Raw genomic sequence first — 24,499 nt, 5'->3', positions numbered from 1 at the left:
ATGGGAAATGCAAGAGGTTTTTTAGACTTTAAAAGAATGGATTTTAAAAAAATTGCTCCTAAAGAAAGGATTTTAAATTACAAAGAATTTACTATACCTTTGGATAAAAAAGAACAAGAAATTCAGGGCGGACGATGTATGGATTGTGGTGTGGCCTTTTGTCATACGGGCGTGATGAGCGAAGGAAAAGATATAGGCTGTCCTTTAAACAATCTCATTCCTGAATGGAACGATCTTATTTATCATTCTTTATGGAAAGAAGCTTATGAAAGACTTGAACTTACTAATCCTTTTCCTGAATTTACCGGTCGTGTTTGCCCTGCTCCTTGTGAAGATTCTTGTGTGTGTGCGATAAATGGTGTAAGCGTGAGCATCAAAAATAATGAATTATCCATTATAGAAAATGCTTTTAAGGAAAATTTAGTAAGAGTAAATAAACCTAAGCAATACAATGGCAAAAAAATCGCTATCATAGGAAGTGGACCCGCTGGACTTGCTTGTGCTAATACTTTAAATTCACTAGGTTATAAAGTAAGTGTTTTTGAAAGAAGCGATAAAATAGGCGGACTTTTGATGTATGGCATCCCTGATATGAAGCTTGATAAAAGTATAGTTCAAAGACGGGTGGATTTGCTTAAAAAAAGCGGGATTGAATTTAAAGTGAATGAAAATATAGACAGCAAAGATAAGGTTTCAAAACTTCTAAAAGAATTTGATGCTTTGGTGCTTTGTACAGGAGCAAGTAAGCCTATAGATCTTGATATAGAAGGTAGAAAGCTAAAAGGGGTTGAATTTGCCCTTGATTTTTTAACGCAAAATACCAAAACTTTGTTAAAAACAGGCAAGGGTGCAGATACGGCCAAAGGTAAAAATGTCTTGGTTATAGGAAGTGGGGATACAAGTGTGGATTGTATCGCTGTAGCGACAAGACAAGGGGCTAAATCTATAGTGCGTTTTGAAAGAAGTCCAAAAAGACCTTTGCAAAGAAGCCAAAACAATCCTTGGCCTTTAAAAGCTGACATTTTTACTACTGATTATGGTTTAGAAGAAGCCATTGCTGTATATGGCAAAGATCCTAGGGAATATCAAAAAATGACAAAGAAATTTTTAGGAAAAACTCATGTAGAAGGCGTTGAAGCAAATGATTTAAAACGCGAGTTTAAAGAAGGCAAAGCTATAAATGTCGAATTTTCAAATTCTAAAAAAACTTATAAAGCGGATTTAGTGCTTTTAGCTATGGGTTTTAGCGGGTGCGAAGAAGCTATCTCTAAAAATTTTGGAGTGAAATTAGATGAGAAAAACAACATAAGCACAGAAAATTTCCAAACCACTCATAAAAAAATCTTTGCTTGTGGAGATGCTAGAAAAGGACAATCTTTAGTTGTTTGGGCTATAAAAGATGGTATAGAATGTGCTTTGAGTTTGCATCAAAATTTAGCAAAATAATCATAAAAGTTTAAAACTTTTTCGGTGGAGTTTGCAAATTCCAAATTTAGCTATAAGTTCTTTATGAGCTTTTGTGCCATAGGCTTTGTTTTTTTCAAATTCATAACAAGGAAAGTCTTTAGCTAAGAAATTCATCACCCTATCTTTACTAACTTTTGCAAGTATGCTAGCTGCACTTACTTGCAAAATGCTAGTATCGGCTTTGATTTGTGTTTTTATCCCATTTATACCTAGGTTGGTCTTTCCATCATATAAGAAGTTATTTTCTGTTTTAAAATGCTTTTTTATAAGCTTTAAGCCTGTTTTTAAACAAGTGCTTAAGCCTAGTGCGTCGATTTGCTCTGAAGAAAAAGCAAGTATGAGATAGTTTGAATTTTTGATGATGATTTCATAAAGTTCTTCGCGTTTTTTTTCGCTTAGTTTTTTAGAATCACACAACCCATGAAGTTTTTTGTTCAGTTTGCAAGCTGCCATCATCATAGGACCTGCCAAAGCACCGCGTCCTGCTTCATCAATACCAATTAAATTTATGTCAAATTCGTTTAAAAGTTCTTTTGTGTCAAATAAAGTTTTCAAATTTTTCTAAAAAGAAGGGCAAAAATGCCCTTTTATTCTACTATGATATCATTTTTGATTTTTTCAAAAAGCTTATCACCTATGCCTTTAACTTTTTTAAGATCATCAATACTTGTAAAATTTGCTTCTTTGCGGTATTCTAAAATTGCTTTAGCCTTAGCTTCGCCAATACCATTTAAACTTTTTAATTCTTTTAGCGTTGCAGTGTTGATATTTACAGCACCAAAGAGAAAAGCCGTTAAAGCAAAAAATAAAAATAGTAATTTTTTCATTTTATTATCCTTTTATTAAAAAATAATTGTAATATTATCTTAAAAAGGATAAGAATTTCTTAACTTAACCCAAAAATTCGCGTTTAAAATACTCTTTTGGTGCTTTACATAAAGGACAGGCTGCTGGAGCTTTTTTACCACGATGTATATGTCCGCATACTTCACAAACCCATAATTCTTCTACTTCGCTATTAAAAAATTCTTCTTCTTCAAGCATTTTTTTAAGCGCTAGATATTCTCTTTCGTGTTCGATTTCTACTTTGCCAATAGCTGTAAATAATCTCGCTATAGCCTTTTTGCCTTCATCTTCAGCAATTTTTGCAAAATTTGGATACATAGTTGTGTGCTCATAGTTTTCACCTTCTGCAGCACTTACTAGATTTTTTGTAGTTACCTCTAAAGGTTTGCCATCAACGATTTCATGATAAGCTTTAAATTCTGCTCTTGCATGCCATTTTTCATTTTCAGCTGCTTCTCTAAAATGTCTAGCAACCGCGTGCCAACCTTCTTCTTCAGCTACATCAGCAAACAAATCGTATTTGTTTCTTGCCATAGATTCGCCTGCAAAAGCTTTCATCAAATTTACTGCAGTTAAATCTGTAGTGATACATTTCATTTCTTCACCACAACAACTAAGTTTACCACCGCCTACATTTTGAACTTCTACTTCATTGCCACATTTTTGGCATTTATAGGTTTCATATTGTCTCATTTTGACTCCTTTTTGATTATCAAAAAGCATTGTATTATAAAAAAATATTTTTGTCAATTAATAATTTTTATCATTTATGAAAATGTATATCAAAATAAATTTCACAAAAATTAAGCTTTGCTAAATATAATTTTAAAAAATTATTATCAGGAGTTACAATGAGAAGCGATGCGATAAAAAAAGGACATTTAAAAGCACCTAATCGTTCTTTACTTCGTGCTTGTGGTTTGAAAGATGAAGATTTTGACAAACCTTTTATAGGTGTAGCAAATAGCTATATAGACATAATCCCAGGGCATTATTTTTTAAATGATTATGCTAAAATCATTAAAGATGAGATACGCAAAAATGGTTGTGTGCCTTTTGAGTTTAATACCATAGGTGTAGATGATGGTATAGCTATGGGGCATGAAGGTATGCTTTATTCTTTACCAAGTCGTGAAATTATCGCAAATTCCATTGAAACAGTGATGAATGCTCATCAACTTGATGCTTTAATCTGTATCCCAAACTGCGATAAAATCACTCCTGGTATGTTAATGGGAGCTTTAAGGGTTAATGTTCCAACCATTTTTGTAAGTGGTGGGCCTATGGCTTCAGGAGTAACCAAAAAAGGAGAAAAGATCAGTCTTAGCTCTGTTTTTGAAGCTGTAGGGGCTTATGAAGCCAAAAAAATTAGCGAAGAAGAATTTAAAGACATAGAATGTTCAGCCTGTCCAAGTGGTGGATCTTGCTCGGGAATGTTTACGGCAAATTCCATGAATACCTTATGCGAAGCTATGGGTATAGCACTAGAAGGTAATGGAACCATTTTAGCTTTAAGCAAAGAAAGAGAAGAGCTTTTAAGAAAAGCAGCGCGTCGTATTTGTGAAATCGCCTTAGATGAGCGTTTTAAAATTCGCAATATCATCACTCAAAAAGCCGTGCGTAATGCTATGGTAGTAGATATGGCAATGGGTGGAAGTAGCAATACTGTTTTACACATGCTTGCCATTTCACGTGAAGCAGGGGTAGCACTAGATATTAAAGATTTAAATTTCATCTCAAGCAAAGTTGCACACATAGCAAAAATAGCCCCATCGCTAAATAGTGTTTATATGGATGATATCCACAAAGCAGGAGGTGTGAGTGCAGTTATGGCTGAAATTTCAAGCAGACAAGGACATATTTTAGAACTTGATGCACTGACTATCACAGGAGAAAGTCTCAAAGAACGCTTAAAAAATGCCAAAATCAAAGATGAAAATATCATTCGTAGAGTAGATAATGCTTACTCAAAAGTAGGTGGACTTGCTATTTTGTTTGGAAATTTAGCTGAGCAAGGTTGTGTTATAAAAACCGCAGGAATAGTTGGAAAAAGAAAATTTAAAGGCAAAGCTGTTTGTTTTAACTCTCAAGATGAAGCTATAAAAGGCATTATCAAAGGCAAGGTGCAAAAAGGAAATGTTTGTGTGATACGCTATGAAGGTCCAAAAGGTGGCCCTGGTATGCAAGAAATGTTAAGTCCTACTTCACTTTTAATGGGTATGGGTTTGGGCGCTGATGTAGCTTTAATCACCGATGGTCGTTTTAGCGGGGCTACAAGGGGTTTAAGCGTGGGTCATATTTCCCCTGAAGCAGCTGAAGGTGGTCTTATAGGACTTTTAAAAGATGGAGATGAAATAGAAATTGATGTAGATGCTTATACCATCCATGCAAATTTAAGCGAAGAAGAAATCGCTAAACGCAAAAAAGAATTTGTATTACCTCAAAAAGAAGTGCCTTCAAGATGGCTTAGAATGTATCAAAAACTTGTTAGCAATGCTAGTAAAGGTGCGGTTTTGGATATGGAATGAAAGGAAACCTTTCATTCTTCTATTTCTTTAGTTATACGATTTCTTATATCTCTACGAACTATTTCCATGCCCCACAGCCAAACAATATGTCCAAAAATTTCAGACAGGTGTTCATCAAAAGGAATTTCAGAAAGTGGTGGAACTTCTGCAATTAAAGGCATTACAATAACATGGGCAAAAAGATAAACAAAAAATCCAAAAACTGCACCTTGCCACATAGTAATACGGTGCCATTTTTCCGCTATCATACAATAAGCCACTCCAAAAACAATAGAAAAACCAACATGCACTATAAAAATTGACAAAGGCATTTGCATACCTGAAAACATATAAGTCCAATCAGTAGGTAAGCCTAGTTGTTCTAGAAAAATTTTAGGTGGAGTAACACGTTCTAAAGCATCTGCTGGCCAAAAAACATTGGGATTTCTTGGAGGAAAAGGTACTTCCCAACCCCATTTAACAATAGCTCCGAAAATACCCGCTAATATACCTATAAAAAAGGCTAAAGTATAGCGCTTTTGAAAGTATTTTTTCATAATAACTCCTTTATATTTTATACAAAATAAAATTTGAATTTATAATATTTTTGTTTAAAATATATTGAAAATAGGAGCATAAAAATCTTATTTAAATTTTAAAATACTCTCTTAAACTTTCACAAATTTCAAAAAAATTTACCCCATCTATAGTAGGATTTTCTTTAAAAAACTCATGCATTCCTAAAAAACCACTTTCAAGTTCTTTAGACTTTACACCATAGCTTATACTAAGTCCTGCTTCTATAAAAGCAGCGATTTTATCACAGTATTTAAGCGCCTTACCATCTATAGCACCAAATTCATTTTCATTAAAAGAGCTTAAACTTCCGCTACAAAGTTCTATTTTAGCATTTTTATAAGTGCGATTTTCAAACTCATTTTTTACAAAATTTGACTCATCATTTCTACCTTCTCTAATGCCTAAAATATAAGAAAACTCAGCCCTTAAACCCTCAGGAACGAAGGGTAAAATTCTTTCATTAATAAGTTTCATTTCATAATCATTTATAATATCATGAAGCCCATCAATGCCATATTTTACAGGGCTTATAATATCACGCGTTAAAGACTCTGGCAAATCATGAAACAAAGCACAATAAAAATTATTCTCAAGTCTTTTATCACAAGATTTGATTTTTAGTGAGTAAAAATATCCTAAAATCGCCACCACAAGCATATGTCCTAAAACCGCAGTTTCTGGTATGCGTGGAGTTTGAGCCCAACGCTTTTGAAAGCGAAGTCTTCCGCTAAGATCAATAATTTTTGCAATTTTTTGATTTAAAGCGATTTTTCTAGCTCCTATAAGCTCATAGTAATCTTCTAATTCTTCTTCAACTTTATTTTTTATCTCATCAATATCATTTAAAAAAGCTGAGGTTTGATAAACTATGTTAAATTCCCATCTTGTAGCAAAATACGAAGCTGCTTTTAAGATAAGCCTTTCTTTAGCGTAAGCATTGCCGTTTAAATACGCTTCAAAACGCTTTAAAAACTCTCCTTCTTCTATATCTTCTATCATAGGTTCGATTTTGCTTAAAACCCAAGCATTAACTTCAGCTTTTTTTTGACGCACGATTTCATGATACACATCAGGGCGTATATCGGTTACTACCACACGACTTAAAAACTCAAAAATTCCCCCTTCTATAATCACCCTCATATCCACATCTTTTTCCATTTTAGCGATAAAATATGCGATGATGAATTTATGAGCTTGTTTGTCAAGCTCAACCAAATTTGCCATTCTTGGATAATCATTCCAACGACTGATAGAAGCGGCTTTAAAAATGTGTTCTATGAGTTTTATGTTTATCATGCTTTTGCCTTTTTTGCAATTTAAATTTAAAAATTTTCGTTAAAATTGCGAAATTATAGCAAATTTAAGGATAAAAATGAGTAAAAAAGCACTTTGTATCATAAGTGGCGGTATGGATAGTACTTTGTGTGCTTATCTAGCCAAAAAAGAAGGTTATGAAATCATCGCTTTGCATTTTGATTATGAACAACGCACTCAAGAGAAAGAAAGAGAATGTTTTAAGCAAATTTGCAAGGCTTTAAAAGTAGAAAAATCTTATATTTTAGATGTGAGTTTTATCAAAGATATAGGGGGTAATGCCTTAACCGATAAAAGTATAGACATTCCTAAAAATGAGCTTTGCATAAGCGATACCCCACCTATCACCTATGTGCCTTTTCGCAATGGAATTTTCTTAAGCATAGCAGGATCTTTGGCTGAAAAGGAAAATTGTGAGAGTATTTTTATAGGGGTGGTAGAAGAAGATGGCAGTGGTTATCCTGACTGTACTGATGAGTTTATACAAAAGGCACAAGAATTTATCAATGAAGGTACGAGTAAGAATTTCAAAGTTTGTATAAAAACTCCGCTTGTTAGACTGAACAAAGCTAAAATTGTAGAACTAGCCTTAAAAGAAAATGTACCTTTAGAACTTACTTGGTCTTGTTATGAGAGTGAAGATGAAGCATGTGGGGAGTGCGATAGTTGTTTGCTTCGTTTAAGAGGTTTTGAAAAAGCAGGGTTTAAAGATAAGATCAAATATAAGTCCTAGTTTTCACTAGGACTTAAAGCTTAGTTTAGAGTATAAAGCTTGTTTGCTCCATCTTGATAAGAAAGAATGTTGATTTTTCCATCTTTAAAGAAAATGCTTCTAGCATTAGTGATAGAGCTTGGGAAAGCGATAGTTTTTACTACTTCTTCCTTAACTGGATCAATTACGGCAATCACATTGTGATTTTTGCTTAGTGCATAAATTTCTCCATCTTTAAAAGTCATAGAAGTTACATAAAGATCGCCTAAAGTTTTACCTTCTTTAAGATTTGCTTTTGGAGTAAATTCTCCTGAAAGAACACGATCTTTTAAAGAAATTTTAGAGATTACAAAAGTTTTAGCGTCTTTGTTGTTTGGAACAGTTGCAAGATAAAGATAATTTCCATCTGTAGTCATGCTTGCTACATGGTTAAATTTTGCTCTTACAGTATCAAGTCTTCCACGACCTAAACCTTCGCCTTGGCCTTTAAATTTATCATTACCTTTTACAAAATCAGCGTATTGTTTAGCGATATCTTCTTCACTTGCATTAGGATTTTTTGCAAATCTTAAGAAAGATTTGTTTGAGCCCATAAGAATGAATTTATCGTTCATATAAGGTATGATGCCAATAATTGGATCGATAGTAGCTGAAAAATAAGGATCAAGCTCAAAACCTTCTTTAACGCTAAAATTATTATCTAAGAAAGCCACATCCCATTTAGAGCTTGCTACAAATTCATTGTTGATATAATCAAGAGTATTGATGGCTTTGTCAAAATTTATAGTTTGTTCATTTGTGATTTTAAGCTCATTATTGATTTTTGCAAATGGAGCATTGTTGATATCATTATCAAATTTTATGCCAAGTTTTTCACTTGCAGGTGCAAAAGCATAATCAGGAGCTTTAACATCGCGCTTTCCTAAGAAAGAAATATTTTGCCATAAACCATTCCAACCTTCTTTACTCCAAATGATGTATTTTGGATTTAAGCTAAATCTTACAGGATCGCCTTGTCCCACATAAGGAGGAATTCCTGTGCTTACAAAAGCTTGGAAAACATTTGAAGCTACTACAATCGCACTGATAACTACAGCTGCGAGAGAAAATTTCGTATATTTTCTAAATTTTTCTCCATTTAATTCTGCTTCAAAAGCATTAAATTTAGGAGCAAAAGCAAAAATCACACCTAAAAGCAATACAACAGCCCAAAATACCACTTCAGCCCAAAAATAAGTATGGATACCAAAAACTGCTAAACCAAAACCTTGATCTAAATCTCTATGAGCGTGATTGCCATAGTGAGCAAAAGATTGATAAAGGCCTACTGCTGTCATGATTAAAAGAGCAGCAAGGTATTTACCTTTCATACCATAACGAACAATGAAAAGCGCCATCACACCGATAAAGTTCATTGCTTCTCTTTGTCCCCAGCAAAGTGTGCAGGGACTATCACCCAACATATAACCAAATACAAAATTTGCAATACCTACAGGTAAGAGTATGATCAAAAAGCCTGCTAAACACATTAGTGTGTAGAAATTTTTTGTTTTATTGATTTCGTTCATTTAGCCCTCCCTTACAGATTCATTATTGTTAATAGTGCGCCTGTTTTGTGGCCAACATAGAAAAAAACCATTAAAAGCCAAGCTACCATTACTAAACCAAAAGCCAAATTTTCTTTTTCTGGTTTTTTGATAATCAGTATCAAGGCGATTAAAACTAATAAAAGTTCAAGAAACTCCATAGTATCTCCTTATGAAATAAAAACCGTTAATTTTACTTTAAAAACATAAATTAAAGATAAATTTTTTATTAAAATTTCGTGTTAATTTAAATTAACACGAAAAAAGTTACTGAAAGCTACTTAATTTTTCAGAGAGTTTAGACGCACCATTTAGAACATTTTGAGAGATATTATTGATTTCGGATGATAAATCTTTAACAGAATTTGCAAGTTCATTAACCTTGTCTATGCTTGTTCCTAGGATAAGCATTTTATCTTTTACTTCCATGCTTTTATCTTTCATGGTTTGGGTTGATTCTATAGAGCTTTCTAGTTTATGCATAGAATTTACAAGTTCTTGTTGTAAATCATTGGTTTTTAAAGAGGTTTCTTTCATAGAATCATGGATAAGATCCATCAAGGCTTTGTTGTCATTGATTTGTTGGACTATAGCATTAACAGTAGCATTTATATTTAAAAGAGATTTACTTGTTTTATCGGCAAGTTGACCTACTTCATCAGCAACAACTGCAAAACCCCGTCCATGTTCGCCCGCTCTTGCAGCTTCAATAGCTGCATTCAAGGCAAGTAGATTGGTTTGATCGGCTATATCTCTAATAGAACTCGTAATTTCTATAATATTATCTGCACTTTGAGTTAGATTATCCATATTGGCTACTATATTTTGCTCTTTTTCATTATTTTCATTTATTAAATTTACAAGTTCAGATAGAGTAAGTTCTACCTTATCCATCAGTATGTGCATATCTTGCATATTTTCTATGCTTTCTTGTGCTAAATTTCCCGCAAGATTGATATGATCATCTAAGACATAGGTGATTTCTTTAACGCCTTGAATTTGTTCATGTTGTGAATTAGAACTGTTTTCAAGCATCATAGAGTTGTTTTTGAGCTTTTGTGAATTTTGATGACTTGATTTAGCATTTTCTATGGCTTCTATGATTGAGTTTTGAACGGTGGATATAAATGAATTAATATATTGAGCACTTTGTCCAAGTTCGCTTTTTGGATCTATATTTAAACGAGAGTGTAGATTGGCTTCTTTACTAGCTAAATTAGCGCTTAGTTTTTCTAAAGTATGAATTGGCATGATGACTTTTTTTAGTGTTAATAAAATAAAAAATACAAATAATACAAGAGTGATTCCAAATACTGTTAAAGCGATATAAAATTTAAATAAATTAGATTGTTCTACAGCATTTTGAGTGAAAGCGTTAAGTTGTTTTAACTCTTTCATAAGAGAATTATTCTCATAAATAGAAGAATTATCTTGCATAATAGAAATCTGTTTTACAATCATTTTATAGTGTTTTAGAAAAAGTTGTAAATTTTCACTTTTTGTATCGTTTTTGATTTCTTTCATAAGGCTGTTGAGTTGATTGAGTGTTGTTTTTTGCAAAATACTTTCAGTTGAAAGAACGCTTAACATAGAACTCATTGTTCTATAGTTGTTTTTATTTGTTTCATGGTTTTGTTCTAATTCTTCAAAATAATTTTTAGCTAACTCAAACAAATAAAGTTTTGAATTTACCGCTATGGAATTTGCGGATTTGAAATAATTAAGCTGGATTAGTTTGGCATTAAAAATTTCTTCCGCTTTGCTTATATCAATCCCAAAAGTTTTAAGTTTTTTAAAGTTTTCTTGCATTTTTTTTATTGCTTGAACACTTGGATCATAGTTAATAAAATTAAAACTATTTTGAAAAACGGAATTGATTTTTTCATCTGAAATTTGTAGCTGCTGAACTATGTTTATTAAGTCTTTATTATCTTTAGATGAGGAGTAGTTGTTAAAAATAATACCTAGCAAAACAAGAATAAAAGCTAAAACTAGCGTAGATAAAATAATAAATTTTATCAAAAATGAACTTTTTTTATTTGTCATGATATTCTCCTGTCAAGCTTTCTAGGAATGCAACTATATTATCAACTGTTTTTTGATCTAAAAATTTTCCTAGTTGATAGTAAGCCATAAACTGAACACAAGCATCTAAAGTAGGTATAGAACCATCATGAAAATAAGGCGCGGTTTTGGCTATATTTCTTAAACTAGGAACCTTAAATATCATTTTATCAGCTTCTCTTTTTGTGATTTCATAGCGTCCTAAATCTTCTTGATTTGGGTATTCTTCAAAAATACCGATTTTTTGAAACATATTTCCACCTATATTTTGACCTTGATGACAAGAAATACAGCCATTAGCTTTAAAATCTTCATAACCTTTTTTAGCTTGAGCTGAAATAGCATTTTGATCTCCGCTAAGATAGCGATCAAAAGGAGAATTTGGAGTGATTAAGGTTTTTTCAAATTCTGCAACTGCAAGAGCTATGTTTTCTACCGTAACTTCTCCATAAAGTTTTTTAAAAGTTTTTACATAATCTTCATTAGAATTAACTTTTTGTAAAAGAAGTTCAGGACTTAGTCCCATTTCTTTTGGATTAAAAAAAGGCACCTTTGCTTGTTCTGCTAAATCTTTGGCTCTGCCATTCCAAAATTGCACAAAATTAAACACAGAATTAAAGGTTGTAGGAGTGTTAAAAGGTTTATCAAGTTGATTATCAACTCCTATTGAAAATTCAAGTCCATCAACGCCGTGTTGATCAAGCCTATGGCAGGTATTACATGAAACTTTTCCATCTTTGGATAAGCTTTTATCCATATAAAGACTTTTTCCAAGCTTAGCTTTTTCTTTATCATAAGGGATGGAATTTGGAATAGGGGTTATCATATCTACTGCAAAGACTATATTTGCATAAGATAAACATAAAATTATTATTATTTTTTTCATAATAAATTTCTACCTTAAGTTTAAATTTCTCAGAATGTCATTATACTTTAATTTTGGTAAATTGTTTAATATATTGATATTTTTTATTTAAAGTTTTTTTATTTTATTGCAAAGTTCTCCTAAATTTTCTATGACACAACGTACTTTATCTCCTGATTTTAAAAAAGTAGGTGGATTTAACCCCATGCCCACTCCACTAGGAGTTCCCATAGATATAATACTTCCAGCTTTTAAAAGCATGCCCGCGCTAAGTTCTTCTAAGACATAAGCAATATCAAAAATAAATAATTGGGTGTTAGAGTTTTGGCGTAGTTCATCATTGACATAGCTTTGAAGTTGGAGTTTAGGAGGATAAGAAATTTCATCTACGCTTGTGATATAAGGTCCCATTATAGTGCTACCTTCAAGACTTTTTGCTCGGTAGAATTGTTTGTGGCGTTTTTGAAGTTCGCGAGCTGAAATTTCATTGATAATAGTATAGCCAAAGATATAATTTTTTGCATCTTTAGCTTTGATTTTATAAGCATCTTTACTTAAAATAAATGCAAGCTCACATTCATAATCAAGCTGAGAAGTTACATCTGCATGTAAAGGTATATCGCCAAAAGGTGGCGTAGCTTGATTGCAGCGTTTTCCAAAATATACAGGATATTCTCTTTCTTCAAATTTTTCACCCTTAAATTTGGCAGATTCTTTGGCATGATCTAAAAAATTAATCCCAAGACATATAATATCTTGACGAGGTTCTATAATAGGAGCTAGATAATCTTCTTTTGGAATTTCATAGGCTATTTTAGAATCCAAGTCTGTAAGCTTGTGTTTAAATTTATCAAAATAGATAATAAATTCATTCATATCGTTAGTTTCAATGCCAAGATCAGCAAAACTTACAATTTTTCCACTAGAATTTAGTACTCCTAGATTGGGTTTTTGATCCTGTATAAAATTAACAAATTTCATTAGAAAATCTCGCTTTTTTATTTAATTATACTTAAAGTTTTAGTAAGAATTATTTTTTTGTTTTAAAATTTGGTAAAAAAGTGATTGATTGTAGCGTAGTGAAACATCATTTTATTTTATGGAATTGTTGAAAATTTCTTTTATGTTTATTTTTGAGTTGATATCAAAATTTTGATTTTTATATTGAAATTTCAAACGATAAGAATGCAAACACAAACGCAAGGCACCTGTAAGTTTTAAGCGTTCTTTAGGATTTAATTTTTCATCTAAAATGCTTTCGATTTGTTCTTTGCTAAGCCCATAAAGCGGATCTCCTAAAATGGTATGGTTTTTATAGTGCAAATGCACTCTTATTTGGTGTTGCCTGCCTGTTAAGGGTTTGCAAAGTAAAAGAGTGGCGTTGATTTTAGGAAAGTATTCTAAAATTTCAAATTCAGTGATAGCCTGTTTTCCTTCTTTGCAAATTTGCATTCTTGTTTTTATATCATCGTAGTTTTTAGTTAAATTTATAGCTTTATCAACTATAAAATTTTCTTCTATTTTTCCATGAGCTAGAGCAAGGTATTCTTTTTGAACTAGTTTTTTTTCAAATAAGCTTTTAAGATCAATTTGTGCTTTTTTGTTTTTGGCTATAAGTATAAGTCCGCTCGTTTCTTTATCGAGCCTGTGTGTTACGCAAGCTTCTTTTCCCCAAAGATGCCAAATTTCATCACTAAGACTGTATTTGCAATGTCTACCATTTGGATGGCTTAAGATCCCACTTTCTTTTTCAAGTATGGCAAAGTCTTCATTTTCAAAGACAATTTCTACTCCTTTGGGGTTGTTTTCATAGACTATAAGCTCTACTAAACCATTTAAAATTTTATTCTTTTCTTCTACTAAAATTCCATTACAAAAAAGTCTTTTTTTGTCTATGAGTTTTTGTGCTTCATTTATGCTAATTTTTAAATTTTCCATAAGGACTTGAAACGCCTTTTTTCCATTGTTTGAGAGTTTTATTTTTATGTAGGCCATTTAATAACTTTCTTAGGATAATTTGATATAATTTCCGTTTTTTAAAATATAAAATTATAGCTAAAAAGGTTTCAAAGATGGTTGAAAGATATAGCAGAGAAATCATGGCTAAAAAATGGGACATGCAAGCAAAATATGATGCGTGGTTAAAAGTAGAATTAGCCGCTGTAAAAGCTTGGAATAAACTCGGTCTCATTGATGACACAGACTGCGAAAAAATTCTTAAAAATGCAAAATTTGATATTGCAAGAATAGATGAAATAGAAAAAACCACAAGACACGATGTTATCGCTTTTCTTACAAGTGTAAGTGAAAGTTTGGGAGAAGAGAGTCGTTTTGTGCATTATGCAATGACAAGTTCTGATTGTATAGATACAGCTGTTGCTTTACAGATAAAAGAGAGTTTGGAGCTTATTTTAGATGATGTTTCTTTGCTTTTAGAAGTGATCAAAAAGCGTGCTTTGGAGCATAAAAACACCTTAATGGTAGGAAGAAGTCATGGAATTCATGGAGAGCCTATCACTTTTGGTTTGGTGTTAGCTATTTGGTATGATGAAATTTTGCATGCAAAAGAGCTTTTAGAACATGCAAAAGAAGTGATAAGCTATGGAAAAATCAGCGGTGCAATGGGAAATTTTGCTCATGCACCTCTGGAATTTGAAGAAGAAGTTTGTAAAAATTTAGGTCTTAAAGCTGCTCCTGTTTCAAATCAGGTGATTCAAAGAGATCGTTACGCTCAAGTTATTTCTGCTATTGCGATTTTAGCTTCAAGTTGTGAGCAAATCGCTGTAGCCATAAGACATTTTCAAAGAACTGAAGTTTATGAGGCTGAAGAGTATTTTAGTGTAGGACAAAAGGGAAGTTCAGCTATGCCACATAAAAGAAATCCCGTTTTAAGTGAAAATATCACAGGGCTTTGTCGTGTGCTTAGATCTTTTGTAACTCCAGCTTTAGAAAATGTTGCACTTTGGCATGAAAGAGATATATCTCATTCTAGTGTCGAAAGATTTATTTTGCCTGATGCTTTTATCACGGCTGATTTTATGCTTATGCGTCTTACAAATATGGTTGATAAGCTTTTGGTTTATCCTGAAAATATGATGAAAAATTTAAATCTTACAGGCGGGCTTGTATTTTCAGGGAGGGTGCTTTTAGAGCTTCCATTTAAAGGCATTAGTCGTGAAGAAGCTTATAAAATAGTTCAAAGAAATGCTATGAAAGTTTGGGCGGATTTGCAAAATGGCAAGGCTGCTATCAATGAAAAAAATGAAAGTTTGTTTTTGTTGGCACTTTTAGAGGATGAGGATTTAAGAAAAAGTTTGAGCGAAGAGGATGTAAGAAAATGTTTCGATTATAACTACTATACAAAAAATGTTGATGCAATTTTTAAAAGAACATTTAAATAAAAAGCAAGGAAGGCAATGAAAGTTATTAAAAGAAATGGTCGCACAGAAGAATTGGATATTTCTAAGATTAAAAAATGCACCTCTGATGCTGTAAAAGATTTAGAAGGTGTGAATTTAAGCGAACTTGAACTCGATGCAAAGATTCAATTTCGCGATGGAATTTCAACTGAAGAAATTCAAAAAACTTTAATTAAAACCGCGGTAGATAAGATAGATATTGATTGTCCAAATTGGACCTTTGTTGCAGCTAGACTTTTTTTATTTGATTTGTATAAGAAAGTTAATGGTATGAATCGCTATAATCATTTGCGTGAATATTTTGAAAAGGGCGAAAAAGAAGGAAGAATTTTACTTGGTCTTAAAGAAAAATACGATTTAGATGATTTAAATGCTTATATTAAGCCTGAACGCGATATGCAATTTACTTATCTTGGTATTAAAACTTTATATGATAGATACTTGATTAAAGATAGTAAAGGTATGCCTATAGAACTTCCTCAACAAATGTTTATGGCCATTGCGATGTTTTTAGCGCAGAATGAATTTAATCCCCAAGAATGGGCAAAGAAATTTTATGATCTTATTTCTAAATTTGAACTCATGCTTGCAACTCCAACTTTATCTAATGCAAGAACAACGCGCCATCAACTTAGCTCTTGTTATATAGGATCAACCCCTGATAATATTGAAGGTATTTTTGATTCTTATCAAGAAATGGCTTTACTTTCTAAATTTGGTGGTGGTATAGGTTGGGATTGGTCTAAAGTGCGTGCTATGGGTGGAAGCATAGATGGGCATAAAAATGCCGCAGGAGGGATTATACCTTTCTTGAAAATTACCAACGATATTGCCGTGGCAGTAGATCAACTAGGTACTAGAAAAGGGGCTATAGCGGTTTATATAGAGCCTTGGCACATGGATATAAGTGATTTTATTGATTTGCGTAAAAATTCAGGTGAAGAAAGACGCCGTGCTCATGAACTTTTCCCTGCTTTATGGATCAATGATCTTTTTATGAAGAGAGTAAGAGCTAATGATAAATGGACTCTTTTTGATCCTGCAGATACAGCGGATTTGTGTGATTTATATGGCGAGGCTTTTGAAAAACGCTATGAAGAATATGAAAAAGATGAAAGCATTACCAAAGAAATCGTAGAAGCTAAAGAGCTTTGGAAGAAAATTTTGCTAAATTATTTTGAAACAGGCTTGCCATTTTTATGTTTTAAGGATAGTGCTAATAGAGCAAATCCAAATGCTCATGTAGGAATTATTAGAAGTTCAAATTTATGTACTGAAATTTTTCAAAATACCGAGCCAAATTATTATCAAATTAAAGTAGTTTTTGAAAATGGAGATGAGCTTCATTTTGATGAAGAGCAAAAGGTTGTGATCGATGGGGGATATGAAAAACCAGCCAAAAAAATATCAACTTTAGATAGCATTGATGGTAATAAAGTTTATATAGTGGAAAAATATAAAAATGATGGAAAAACAGCCGTTTGTAATTTAGCAAGTATAAATCTTAGCAAAGTATATACTAAAGAAGATATAGAGCGTGTTGTGCCAACGGCTATTCGTATGCTTGATAATGTAATTGATTTAAATTTTTATCCTCATAGAAAAGTAAAAGATACAAATTTAAAATCTCGCGCCATAGGACTTGGAGTGATGGGTGAAGCACAAATGCTTGCTGAGGCTAAGATTCATTGGGGAAGCGATGAGCATTTAAATAAAATCGATGAGATTATGGAGCAAATTAGCTTTGAAGCTATTAATGCGAGTTCAAATTTAGCTCTTGAAAAAGGTTCTTATGAAGATTTTGAAGGATCAAATTGGAGCAAGGGGATTTTTCCTATTGATGTAGCAAGTCCTAAGGCTAAAGCTTTAACTTTAAGAGAAGGCTTATTTGATCAAAGTGAATGCGACTGGGTTAAACTTAGAGAAAAAGTTAAAAAAGATGGTATGAGAAATGGTTATTTGATGGCCATTGCGCCTACTTCTTCTATTTCTATCTTGGTGGGTACTACGCAGACTATAGAACCTGTTTACAAAAGAAAGTGGTTTGAACAAAATTTAAGTGGTATGATACCTGTTGTTGTGCCAAATTTAAGCCTTGATACTTGGCAATACTATACTCCAGCCTACGAACTTGATCAAAAAATTCTTGTAAAGGCTGCTGCTGTGCGTGGTAAATGGATCGATCAAGGGCAGAGTTTAAATATCTTTTTATCACTTGATAAAGCAAGTGGGGGATATTTAAATGAAATTTATCAACTCGCTTGGGAGCTTGGAGTAAAATCTACTTATTATTTAAGAAGCGAAAGCCCTGATAGTGAAAAAGTTAATGTTGCAGATCGTAGCATAGAATGTGAAGGTTGCCAATAAATACTAAAACCCAATGAAAAGCATTGGGTTTTAAAAGATTAAGAATTGTAAATTTCTTTATCTAGAGCTTTTAGATTTTTTGCAGTACAAAGTGCCGAAGTCATAGCTCCTGAGACATTGCTTGCTGTTCTTGCCATATCTATAATAGGATCTATGGCTAAAATCAAACTTAGCATGACAAAATTATTACCAAATCCAATCCCTGCTAGCATAATAGAAGCTGCCATAGTTGCACTTCCAGGTACCCCAGCTATACCCAAGGATCCAATAACAGCTACCAAAACTATCATTAAAGCAAATGTAAAATCAATATGTGTATGTGTAGCAAAAGCTACAAAAACTGCCGCTAAAGCTGGAAAATATCCTGCACAACCATTAAGTCCTGTTGTTGTACCTATAGATGCTACAAAATTAGCTATAGCTGAATTAACTCCAAATTTATTTTGCAAAGTTGAAGTGGTCATAGGCAAAGTGCCCAAAGAAGATCTTGAGCTAAATGCAAATAACCATACAGGAAATGCTTTTTTTGCATATTTTATAGGGTTTAGCCCTTGTGAAGCAAGAAGTAAAAAATGCACCCCAAACATTATAAACATAGCCATATAAATAAGCATTATAAAAAGCCCAGCTGTTTTGATAGCTTCAAAACCATTGCTTAAAAGCACATTAGCCATCATACAAACTACAGCATAAGGCATAAATCTAATAACTGTAGCAGTCATGTTCATCATAATATTATAAAAGATTAGGATAAAATTATGAAAACTTTTAAAGGCTTGTTCATACTCTTCTTTTTTAGAAATTTTTTTAGCACTAATTCCTACAAAAAAAGAAAAAATGACAATAGCTATAATATTTTCTTTATTAATAGCTGTAATGATGTTGCTAGGTATTAGCCCTAGTATAATATTTGAAAAAGTTTGAATTTCGCGAATTTGTTTATCTCCTTCATGTATAGCAAAATTACTTCCTAAATCAAAACTATAACCTAAAAATATACCCAAGGTTGCAGCTATGGCTGTGCTAAAGAGTATCCAAAAAAGACTTATTCCAAGCAAGGAGGATATTTTGATATTTTTATCAATTTCTATAATTACTTTTATAATGCAAATGCTTACAAGGGGAACAACCAACATTTTTATAAAAGCTACAAAAACAGAACTTACAAATGCAAACCAATGTTTTGTTTCACTATACCAAAGAATATTACTTGCTTCTTTAGCATCTGGAAAATTTGCCAAATATTGCAAAGCAAAACCAAACCCCAAACCCATTAAAAGCGCAAATAGCATGCGAAGAGAAAAATTGATTTTTATATCCCGCATTTTTTTTAATGCGTAAAAAACAACACAAAGCATAGCAAGAGTAGTTATAGTATGAGCTTGTGAAATCATTAGAAAATCTTGAAAAAATTGTTTATCCATAAAAAGTCCTTATAAGAAACTATAATCAAGCACAAGGTATATGAAAATATACTTGTATAAAGGCTTGATTTTATATAATGGTAGCATAAAAATATTTTAAATAAGATAAAATTAGTATGATTTATTCTATATCTTTATGTAAGCAATGTTCAAATATAAATTTGTGTTCTTGTGGTAAGGCTTCAAATAAAGCATTTGCTAAATTTCTAATCTCCCAAAGAGCTGATTTTGAACTACGCAAAGATATGAAATTTTGTAAACTTCTTGCATTAATTGTTAGTGTAAGTTCGGTTTTATAGCTTTCTGGTAAGCAGTATTTGGCTATATCTAGACTAATGCTTTTTTGTAAAATAGTGCGTAAATTTTCTAAGGCTTTAATGCTTGCGTTATCAACCTCTTCATTACCACAAAGCACAAGATAACGGCTTGCATTTTCAAAATCTCCTATTTTAAATTCAGCTTCATTGCGAAGTTCTTTTAAGGTATAACGCGTGCTTTTTACACTAGGACTAGTGTGACGGTGTCTTGCAACTTCTTGTAAGCAAGCTCTTGAAATTCCTTGTATATAAAAAGTATAGTTTAGATGTTCTAAGGTTGAAGCGTGTTTGAATTTGTTGCCCACGCGATCGATAAGTTCTTTATCTTTTTCGCCACCGCAATCGCCTTTTTCAAAGCTTTGCCAACAAGTTCTTGTTGCATGAGAACAAACAGATAATGGAGTGTGAAAAAGTAAAGTGATTTGCATGCTTATTCCTTTTTTGATAAAAATATTTTTTGTAATTCTTGCATTTTTTACTTAAAATTCTAATGAAATAAAAAGTTTTATCAAGCTATAATTAGATAAAAAAATAAGGCTTATTATCAATGAAACAAACAAAATATATTTTTGTAACAGGTGGAGTTTTAAGTTCTTTGGGTAAAGGGATAGCTGCTGCTTCTATCGCAACACTTTTAAAAAATTCAGGGCTTAAAGTGAGTATTTTAAAAGCTGATCCTTATATCAATGTTGATCCAGGCACTATGAGTCCTTTTGAGCATGGAGAGGTTTTTGTAACTGATGATGGAGCAGAAACGGATCTTGATTTGGGGCATTATGAGCGTTTTTTGGATGAGAGTTTATCTCAAGATAATAACTTTACTACAGGACGGGTTTATCAAAGTGTGATTGAAAAAGAAAGGCGTGGAGAATATCTTGGCAAAACCATTCAAGTTATCCCTCATATAGTAGGAGAAATCAAAGATCGCATTAAAAAAGCAGGAGAAGGCAAAGATATACTTATCGTTGAAATAGGCGGAACTGTTGGGGATATAGAAGGCTTGCCTTTTTTAGAAGCTATTCGTGCTTTGCGTTTGGAAGTGGGTAAAAATAATGCTATGAATATTCATCTTACTCTAGTACCGTTTATCAAGGCTGCAGGGGAATTAAAAACAAAGCCAACTCAACATAGTGTAGGCGAGTTAAGACGCATAGGCATTAGTCCTGATATGATTATTTGTCGTAGTGAAAAAGCTCTTGATAGAGATTTAAAAGATAAAATTGCTATTTCTTGTGGGGTGGAAAAAAATTGCGTGATAGAAAGTGTTGATGCGGCTAGTATTTATCAAATTCCACTTAATTTTTTAAAGCAAGATATTTTAAGCCCTATTGCTGAAATTTTGGATTTGAAAAATTTAAAACCTAATATGGAAAATTGGGATTCTTTGGTAAAAAGAGTTATAGCTCCAAGTAATGAAGTTAAAATCGCTTTTGTAGGTAAATATGTGGATTTAAAAGAAAGCTATAAAAGCCTTACTGAAGCTATTATACACGCAGGTGCAGCCCTAGATACTAAAGTGGAGTTAAAATGGGTAGATAGTGAAAAACTTGAAAATATGGAAAGTGCTGAAGTATTTAAAGATGTGAGTGGAATTTTAGTTGCAGGGGGATTTGGATATCGTGGTGTAGAAGGTAAGATAAAAGCCATTCAATACGCAAGAGAAAATAAAATTCCTTTTTTAGGAATTTGTTTGGGTATGCAGCTTGCTTTGGTGGAATTTGCTAGAAATGTATTAAAACTTAAAGATGCAAATTCAAGTGAATTTGATGAGAAATGCCAAAATCCTGTGGTTTATTTGATTGATGAATTTATGGATACAAATGGAGAAAAACAAATTCGTACTGCAAAAACTCCTTTAGGCGGAACTATGCGTTTAGGAGCTTATAAATGCGATATTAAGGAAAAATCCCTTTTGGCTAAGGTTTATAATGAAGCAAAAAGTGTAAAAGAACGCCATCGTCATCGCTATGAAGCAAATCCAAAATATAGAGCAGATTTTGAAAAACACGGTTTGATTGTAAGTGGTGAAAGCAAAGGATTGATCGAAGCAGTTGAGCTTAACTGTCATCCTTTTTTCTTGGCTGTGCAATTTCATCCAGAATTTACTTCAAGACTTGAGCATGTTAATCCTGTGATTTGCGGTTTTATCAAGGCAGCTATAAACTATGAAGATAATTAATAAAAATGAAATTAAAAAAATTTTGGCTTCACGCTTTGAAAAAGATTTGCATACCAAACTTTGTGATCTGCCTTTGCCATGCTGTTTAAAGGATGCATATAAAGCAGCTAATCGCATCAAAGAAGCTGTAGAAAAAAATGAGAAAGTCGCTATAGTAGGGGATTATGATGTTGATGGAATCATTTCTTGTGTTATTATGGCGGAATTTTTTGATGATATAGGTTTTGATTATATAGTAAGAATTCCAAATCGTTTTAAAGATGGATATGGATTAAATGCTGAGATTATCAACGAACTTGATGTAAATTTAATAATAACAGTAGATAATGGAATAGCTGCTCTTGAAGCAGCCAAACTCTGCAAAGAAAAAAATATAGATTTGATTATCACTGATCATCATATGCCTCAAGATGTTTTGCCTGATGCTTTTGCCATTATCAATCCAAAGCAAAAAGATTGTGATTTTCCAGAAATTGAAATTTGTGGAGCACAGGTAGCTTGGTATTTGATAGCGGCTTTAAAAGAAGTTTGCAAGCTTAAATACGATATGAGTAAATTTTTAGAACTTTTGGCGATTGCAATTATTGCAGATATGATGGAGCTTAGAGATTTAAATCGTGCTTTAGTAAGGCGTGGTATAGATCATATTAACAAATCCAAAAGAGCTGCTTTTAGGGCTATTAAGCATTATTATCAAAAGGATAAATTTGCTCTTGATAATATAGGGTTTTTAATTGCTCCGCTTATAAATAGTGCTGGAAGAATGGATGATGCAAGTATTTCTTATGAATTTTTACACACTAAAGATTTTAATAAAGCTTTAGAATATCTAGAGCAAATTGTTAGTTTTAATGAAAGTCGTAAAGATGAAGAAAAACAGCTTTTTGAAGATAGTTTAAATCAAATCGATGAAAACGATTCTTGTATTGTGGTATCGGGCTTAAATTGGCATGAAGGGGTTTTAGGGATTGTGGCAAGTCGTTTAGCTAAACATTTTAATAAACCTGCTTTTGTATTTTCTCAAAATGAAGAACACTTAAAAGGCAGTGCAAGAAGTGTTGGCAAGATTGATATTTTAGCTTTAATTTCTAAGACAAATTCTATATTAAGCAATTATGGCGGTCATAAAGGTGCTGCTGGAATCAGTTTAAACTCTGAAAATTTTGAACAATTTAAAAATAAAATCAAAAAAGAATGTTCGCAAATTTCTGTAAGTGAATTTTTGGATACGGATGAAATTTTAGGAATCTTAGAACCTAGCGAAATTGATTTTGAAATGCTTGAAATTTTAGAATCTTTTGAACCTTTTGGACATAAAAATCCACGACCTTTTTTTGTTTTAGAAAATCTTTGTGTAAAAAATAAAAAACTTCTAGGTAAAGATGAAAAACACTTAAAGCTTATTTTAACCAAGGAAAATAAAACCATAGAAGCTTTATTTTTTAATTTTGATAAAGAGCCAGAATTGAATCAAAATATTTCTTTGCTTGGAAGTATTTCTAAGAATGAATTTAGAGGATTAGTAACTCCACAATTTGTTATTAAAGAAATTTTATAAATTTTATAAAATTTTTATTTATTATTTATTAATATTATATAAGTTTCATTAATGAAACGAATTTTAACAAAATAAGGGGAGAATTGTGAAAAAGTTACTATTATGTGTATTAGTATTTTTATCTATAGGAGCATGTATGGCAGAAGCTAAACCAAAGATTGCTATTTTAGCAACAGGTGGAACTATAGCGGGTTCTATTGATAGTGCTGTTGCCACAACAGGTTATACAGCTGGGGTTGTTGGTGTAGATGTTTTAATCAAAGCGATTCCACAAATTCAAGATTTAGCTAATATTAGTGGGGAACAAATAGCAAATATTGATAGTTCAAATATGCGTGATGAAATTTGGCTAAAGCTTGCTAAAGAAATCAATAAGCTTTTTGCTGAAGGGGTGGATGGTGTGGTTATAACTCATGGTACTGATACCATGGAAGAAACTGCTTATTTTCTAAATTTAACCATTAAAAGTGATAAGCCTGTAGTTTTAGTTGGCGCTATGCGTCCATCAACTGCTATAAGTGCAGATGGGCCAAAAAATCTTTACAATGCTGTAGCATTAGCTGCTGATAAAGAGTCTAAGGGCAAGGGTGTTATGGTAGCTATGAATGATAAAATTTTAAGTGCTAGAGGTGTAGTAAAAACCCATAGTTTAAATGTTGATGCTTTCTCTTCTCCTGATTTTGGGGATTTGGGTTATATAGTAGATGGTAAAGTCTTTTTCTATAATAATGTTACTAAAGCTCATGCAAAAAACGCTCCTTTTGATGTAAGCAAACTCACAAGTTTGCCAAAAGTAGATATTCTTTATAGCTATTCAAATGATGGTAGTGGTGTCGCTGCAAAAGCTTTATTTGAACATGGAACTAAGGGCATAGTTGTTGCAGGAAGTGGTGCAGGAAGTATACATGAAGATCAAAAAAATGTTTTAAAAGAGCTTATAAAAAAAGGACTTGATGTTGTTGTAAGTTCAAGGGTTGTAGCAGGTCGTGTTGCTGTGAGTGATTCAGATGAAAAATTAGGTTTTATTAGTGCTGAAGATTTGAATCCTCAAAAAGCAAGAGTTTTGCTTATGTTAGCGCTTACAAAAACAAGTGATCCTAAAAAAATTCAAGAGTATTTTTTAAAATATTAAAATTTTTTTAATATTTCTAAACTTAGGGAATTTATCTTCCCTAAGTCAAGCCTTTTAATCCTAATAATAGTATATTATATCTTGCATTTTTTATTATCATTAAAATATAACCCCCATTTTTTAACCCACCAAATACTTATATAAATACTTACACAAATATTTA

At 32.3% G+C, this 24,499-nt stretch carries 21 protein-coding genes; 8 read left to right on the top strand and 13 right to left on the bottom strand.

The window, feature by feature from the left end; translation table 11 throughout:
• Window positions 1-1,446, top strand: coding sequence for a glutamate synthase subunit beta (locus AJ884_RS01815; protein WP_070278429.1), 1,446 nt, complete (start codon window positions 1-3; stop codon window positions 1,444-1,446).
• On the opposite strand, the gene AJ884_RS01810 is transcribed toward AJ884_RS01815, so the two are convergent.
• The 3 genes from AJ884_RS01810 to AJ884_RS01800 form a co-directional block, all read right to left on the bottom strand.
• The gene (locus AJ884_RS01810; protein ID WP_044778570.1) at window positions 1,447-2,022 is read right to left on the bottom strand and encodes a ribonuclease HII; all 576 of its coding nucleotides are present in this window, start codon (window positions 2,020-2,022) and stop codon (window positions 1,447-1,449) included.
• A gap of 32 nt (window positions 2,023-2,054) precedes the next feature.
• The gene (locus AJ884_RS01805; RefSeq protein ID WP_044778569.1) at window positions 2,055-2,294 is read right to left on the bottom strand and encodes a ComEA family DNA-binding protein; all 240 of its coding nucleotides are present in this window, start codon (window positions 2,292-2,294) and stop codon (window positions 2,055-2,057) included.
• A 64-nt stretch (window positions 2,295-2,358) separates the two neighbouring features.
• Window positions 2,359-3,006: a ferritin family protein gene (locus AJ884_RS01800; protein WP_002855562.1), complete on the bottom strand. Its 648-nt coding sequence runs from the start codon at window positions 3,004-3,006 to the stop codon at window positions 2,359-2,361.
• 158 nt (window positions 3,007-3,164) lie between these two features.
• Here AJ884_RS01800 and ilvD point away from each other — a divergent pair, with 158 nt between their 5' ends.
• The gene (ilvD, locus tag AJ884_RS01795) at window positions 3,165-4,841 is read left to right on the top strand and encodes a dihydroxy-acid dehydratase (protein ID WP_052949447.1); all 1,677 of its coding nucleotides are present in this window, start codon (window positions 3,165-3,167) and stop codon (window positions 4,839-4,841) included.
• An 11-nt stretch (window positions 4,842-4,852) separates the two neighbouring features.
• Here the strand turns inward: ilvD and AJ884_RS01790 are convergent, their stop codons facing one another.
• Both AJ884_RS01790 and AJ884_RS01785 read right to left on the bottom strand, forming a co-directional pair.
• Entirely contained in the window at window positions 4,853-5,377 is a 525-nt protein-coding gene (locus AJ884_RS01790; protein ID WP_002860860.1) for a YagU family protein, read from the bottom strand.
• Window positions 5,378-5,468: 91 nt separating this feature from the next.
• Window positions 5,469-6,695, bottom strand: coding sequence for an HD domain-containing protein (locus tag AJ884_RS01785; RefSeq protein ID WP_044779735.1), 1,227 nt, complete (start codon window positions 6,693-6,695; stop codon window positions 5,469-5,471).
• Window positions 6,696-6,771: 76 nt separating this feature from the next.
• On the opposite strand from AJ884_RS01785, the gene queC reads away from it, so the two are divergent.
• On the top strand, window positions 6,772-7,446 hold the full coding sequence (queC, locus tag AJ884_RS01780; RefSeq protein ID WP_002880646.1) for a 7-cyano-7-deazaguanine synthase QueC: 675 nt from the start codon (window positions 6,772-6,774) through the stop codon (window positions 7,444-7,446).
• A gap of 20 nt (window positions 7,447-7,466) precedes the next feature.
• On the opposite strand, the gene dsbI is transcribed toward queC, so the two are convergent.
• The 6 genes from dsbI to AJ884_RS01750 form a co-directional block, all read right to left on the bottom strand.
• Window positions 7,467-8,993 (bottom strand): disulfide bond formation protein DsbI, encoded by a 1,527-nt coding sequence (dsbI, locus tag AJ884_RS01775; RefSeq protein WP_070286371.1) that lies wholly within the window; start codon window positions 8,991-8,993, stop codon window positions 7,467-7,469.
• A gap of 11 nt (window positions 8,994-9,004) precedes the next feature.
• Window positions 9,005-9,172 (bottom strand): disulfide bond formation protein Dba, encoded by a 168-nt coding sequence (gene dba, locus AJ884_RS01770; protein ID WP_002779270.1) that lies wholly within the window; start codon window positions 9,170-9,172, stop codon window positions 9,005-9,007.
• Window positions 9,173-9,278: 106 nt separating this feature from the next.
• A complete protein-coding gene (locus tag AJ884_RS01765; protein WP_002860864.1) occupies window positions 9,279-11,057 on the bottom strand; it encodes a methyl-accepting chemotaxis protein in 1,779 nt (592 codons plus the stop codon).
• Window positions 11,047-11,961: a cytochrome-c peroxidase gene (locus AJ884_RS01760; RefSeq protein ID WP_044778565.1), complete on the bottom strand. Its 915-nt coding sequence runs from the start codon at window positions 11,959-11,961 to the stop codon at window positions 11,047-11,049. The genes AJ884_RS01765 and AJ884_RS01760 overlap by 11 nt, the downstream gene beginning before the upstream one ends.
• A gap of 87 nt (window positions 11,962-12,048) precedes the next feature.
• Window positions 12,049-12,921 carry a fumarylacetoacetate hydrolase family protein gene (locus AJ884_RS01755; RefSeq protein WP_002860866.1) on the bottom strand — a complete coding sequence of 291 codons (873 nt, stop codon included), beginning with the start codon at window positions 12,919-12,921 and terminating at the stop codon, window positions 12,049-12,051.
• A gap of 111 nt (window positions 12,922-13,032) precedes the next feature.
• On the bottom strand, window positions 13,033-13,935 hold the full coding sequence (locus tag AJ884_RS01750; protein WP_070277449.1) for an RluA family pseudouridine synthase: 903 nt from the start codon (window positions 13,933-13,935) through the stop codon (window positions 13,033-13,035).
• Between the two features lie 77 nt (window positions 13,936-14,012).
• Here AJ884_RS01750 and purB point away from each other — a divergent pair, with 77 nt between their 5' ends.
• Together purB and AJ884_RS01740 are read left to right on the top strand one after the other, a co-directional pair.
• Window positions 14,013-15,341, top strand: a complete 1,329-nt coding sequence (gene purB, locus AJ884_RS01745; RefSeq protein WP_070283740.1) for an adenylosuccinate lyase — start codon at window positions 14,013-14,015, stop codon at window positions 15,339-15,341.
• A gap of 15 nt (window positions 15,342-15,356) precedes the next feature.
• Entirely contained in the window at window positions 15,357-17,726 is a 2,370-nt protein-coding gene (locus tag AJ884_RS01740) for a ribonucleoside-diphosphate reductase subunit alpha (protein ID WP_002860869.1), read from the top strand.
• Between the two features lie 38 nt (window positions 17,727-17,764).
• Here AJ884_RS01740 and AJ884_RS01735 read toward each other — a convergent pair whose 3' ends face one another.
• A complete protein-coding gene (locus AJ884_RS01735; RefSeq protein ID WP_070286370.1) occupies window positions 17,765-19,150 on the bottom strand; it encodes a cation:dicarboxylate symporter family transporter in 1,386 nt (461 codons plus the stop codon).
• Between the two features lie 121 nt (window positions 19,151-19,271).
• Window positions 19,272-19,895 (bottom strand): FAD-dependent thymidylate synthase, encoded by a 624-nt coding sequence (thyX, locus tag AJ884_RS01730; RefSeq protein ID WP_002853111.1) that lies wholly within the window; start codon window positions 19,893-19,895, stop codon window positions 19,272-19,274.
• A gap of 119 nt (window positions 19,896-20,014) precedes the next feature.
• Between thyX and AJ884_RS01725 the strand changes: the two genes are divergently transcribed.
• The 3 genes from AJ884_RS01725 (at window position 20,015) to AJ884_RS01715 (ending at window position 24,336) form a co-directional block, all read left to right on the top strand.
• A complete protein-coding gene (locus AJ884_RS01725) occupies window positions 20,015-21,646 on the top strand; it encodes a CTP synthase (RefSeq protein ID WP_002860871.1) in 1,632 nt (543 codons plus the stop codon).
• Window positions 21,633-23,204 carry a single-stranded-DNA-specific exonuclease RecJ gene (recJ, locus tag AJ884_RS01720; RefSeq protein ID WP_070286369.1) on the top strand — a complete coding sequence of 524 codons (1,572 nt, stop codon included), beginning with the start codon at window positions 21,633-21,635 and terminating at the stop codon, window positions 23,202-23,204. The genes AJ884_RS01725 and recJ overlap by 14 nt, the downstream gene beginning before the upstream one ends.
• Before the next feature lie 85 nt (window positions 23,205-23,289).
• A complete protein-coding gene (locus AJ884_RS01715; protein ID WP_074469943.1) occupies window positions 23,290-24,336 on the top strand; it encodes a type II asparaginase in 1,047 nt (348 codons plus the stop codon).
• Window positions 24,337-24,499: the final 163 nt, after the last annotated feature.

The sequence above is a fragment of the Campylobacter sp. BCW_6463 genome (assembly GCF_001762785.1).
Lineage (GTDB): Bacteria > Campylobacterota > Campylobacteria > Campylobacterales > Campylobacteraceae > Campylobacter_D > Campylobacter_D jejuni.
The sequence above is the reverse complement of the archived record's forward strand: the minus strand, read 5'-3'. Positions and strand labels throughout refer to the sequence as shown.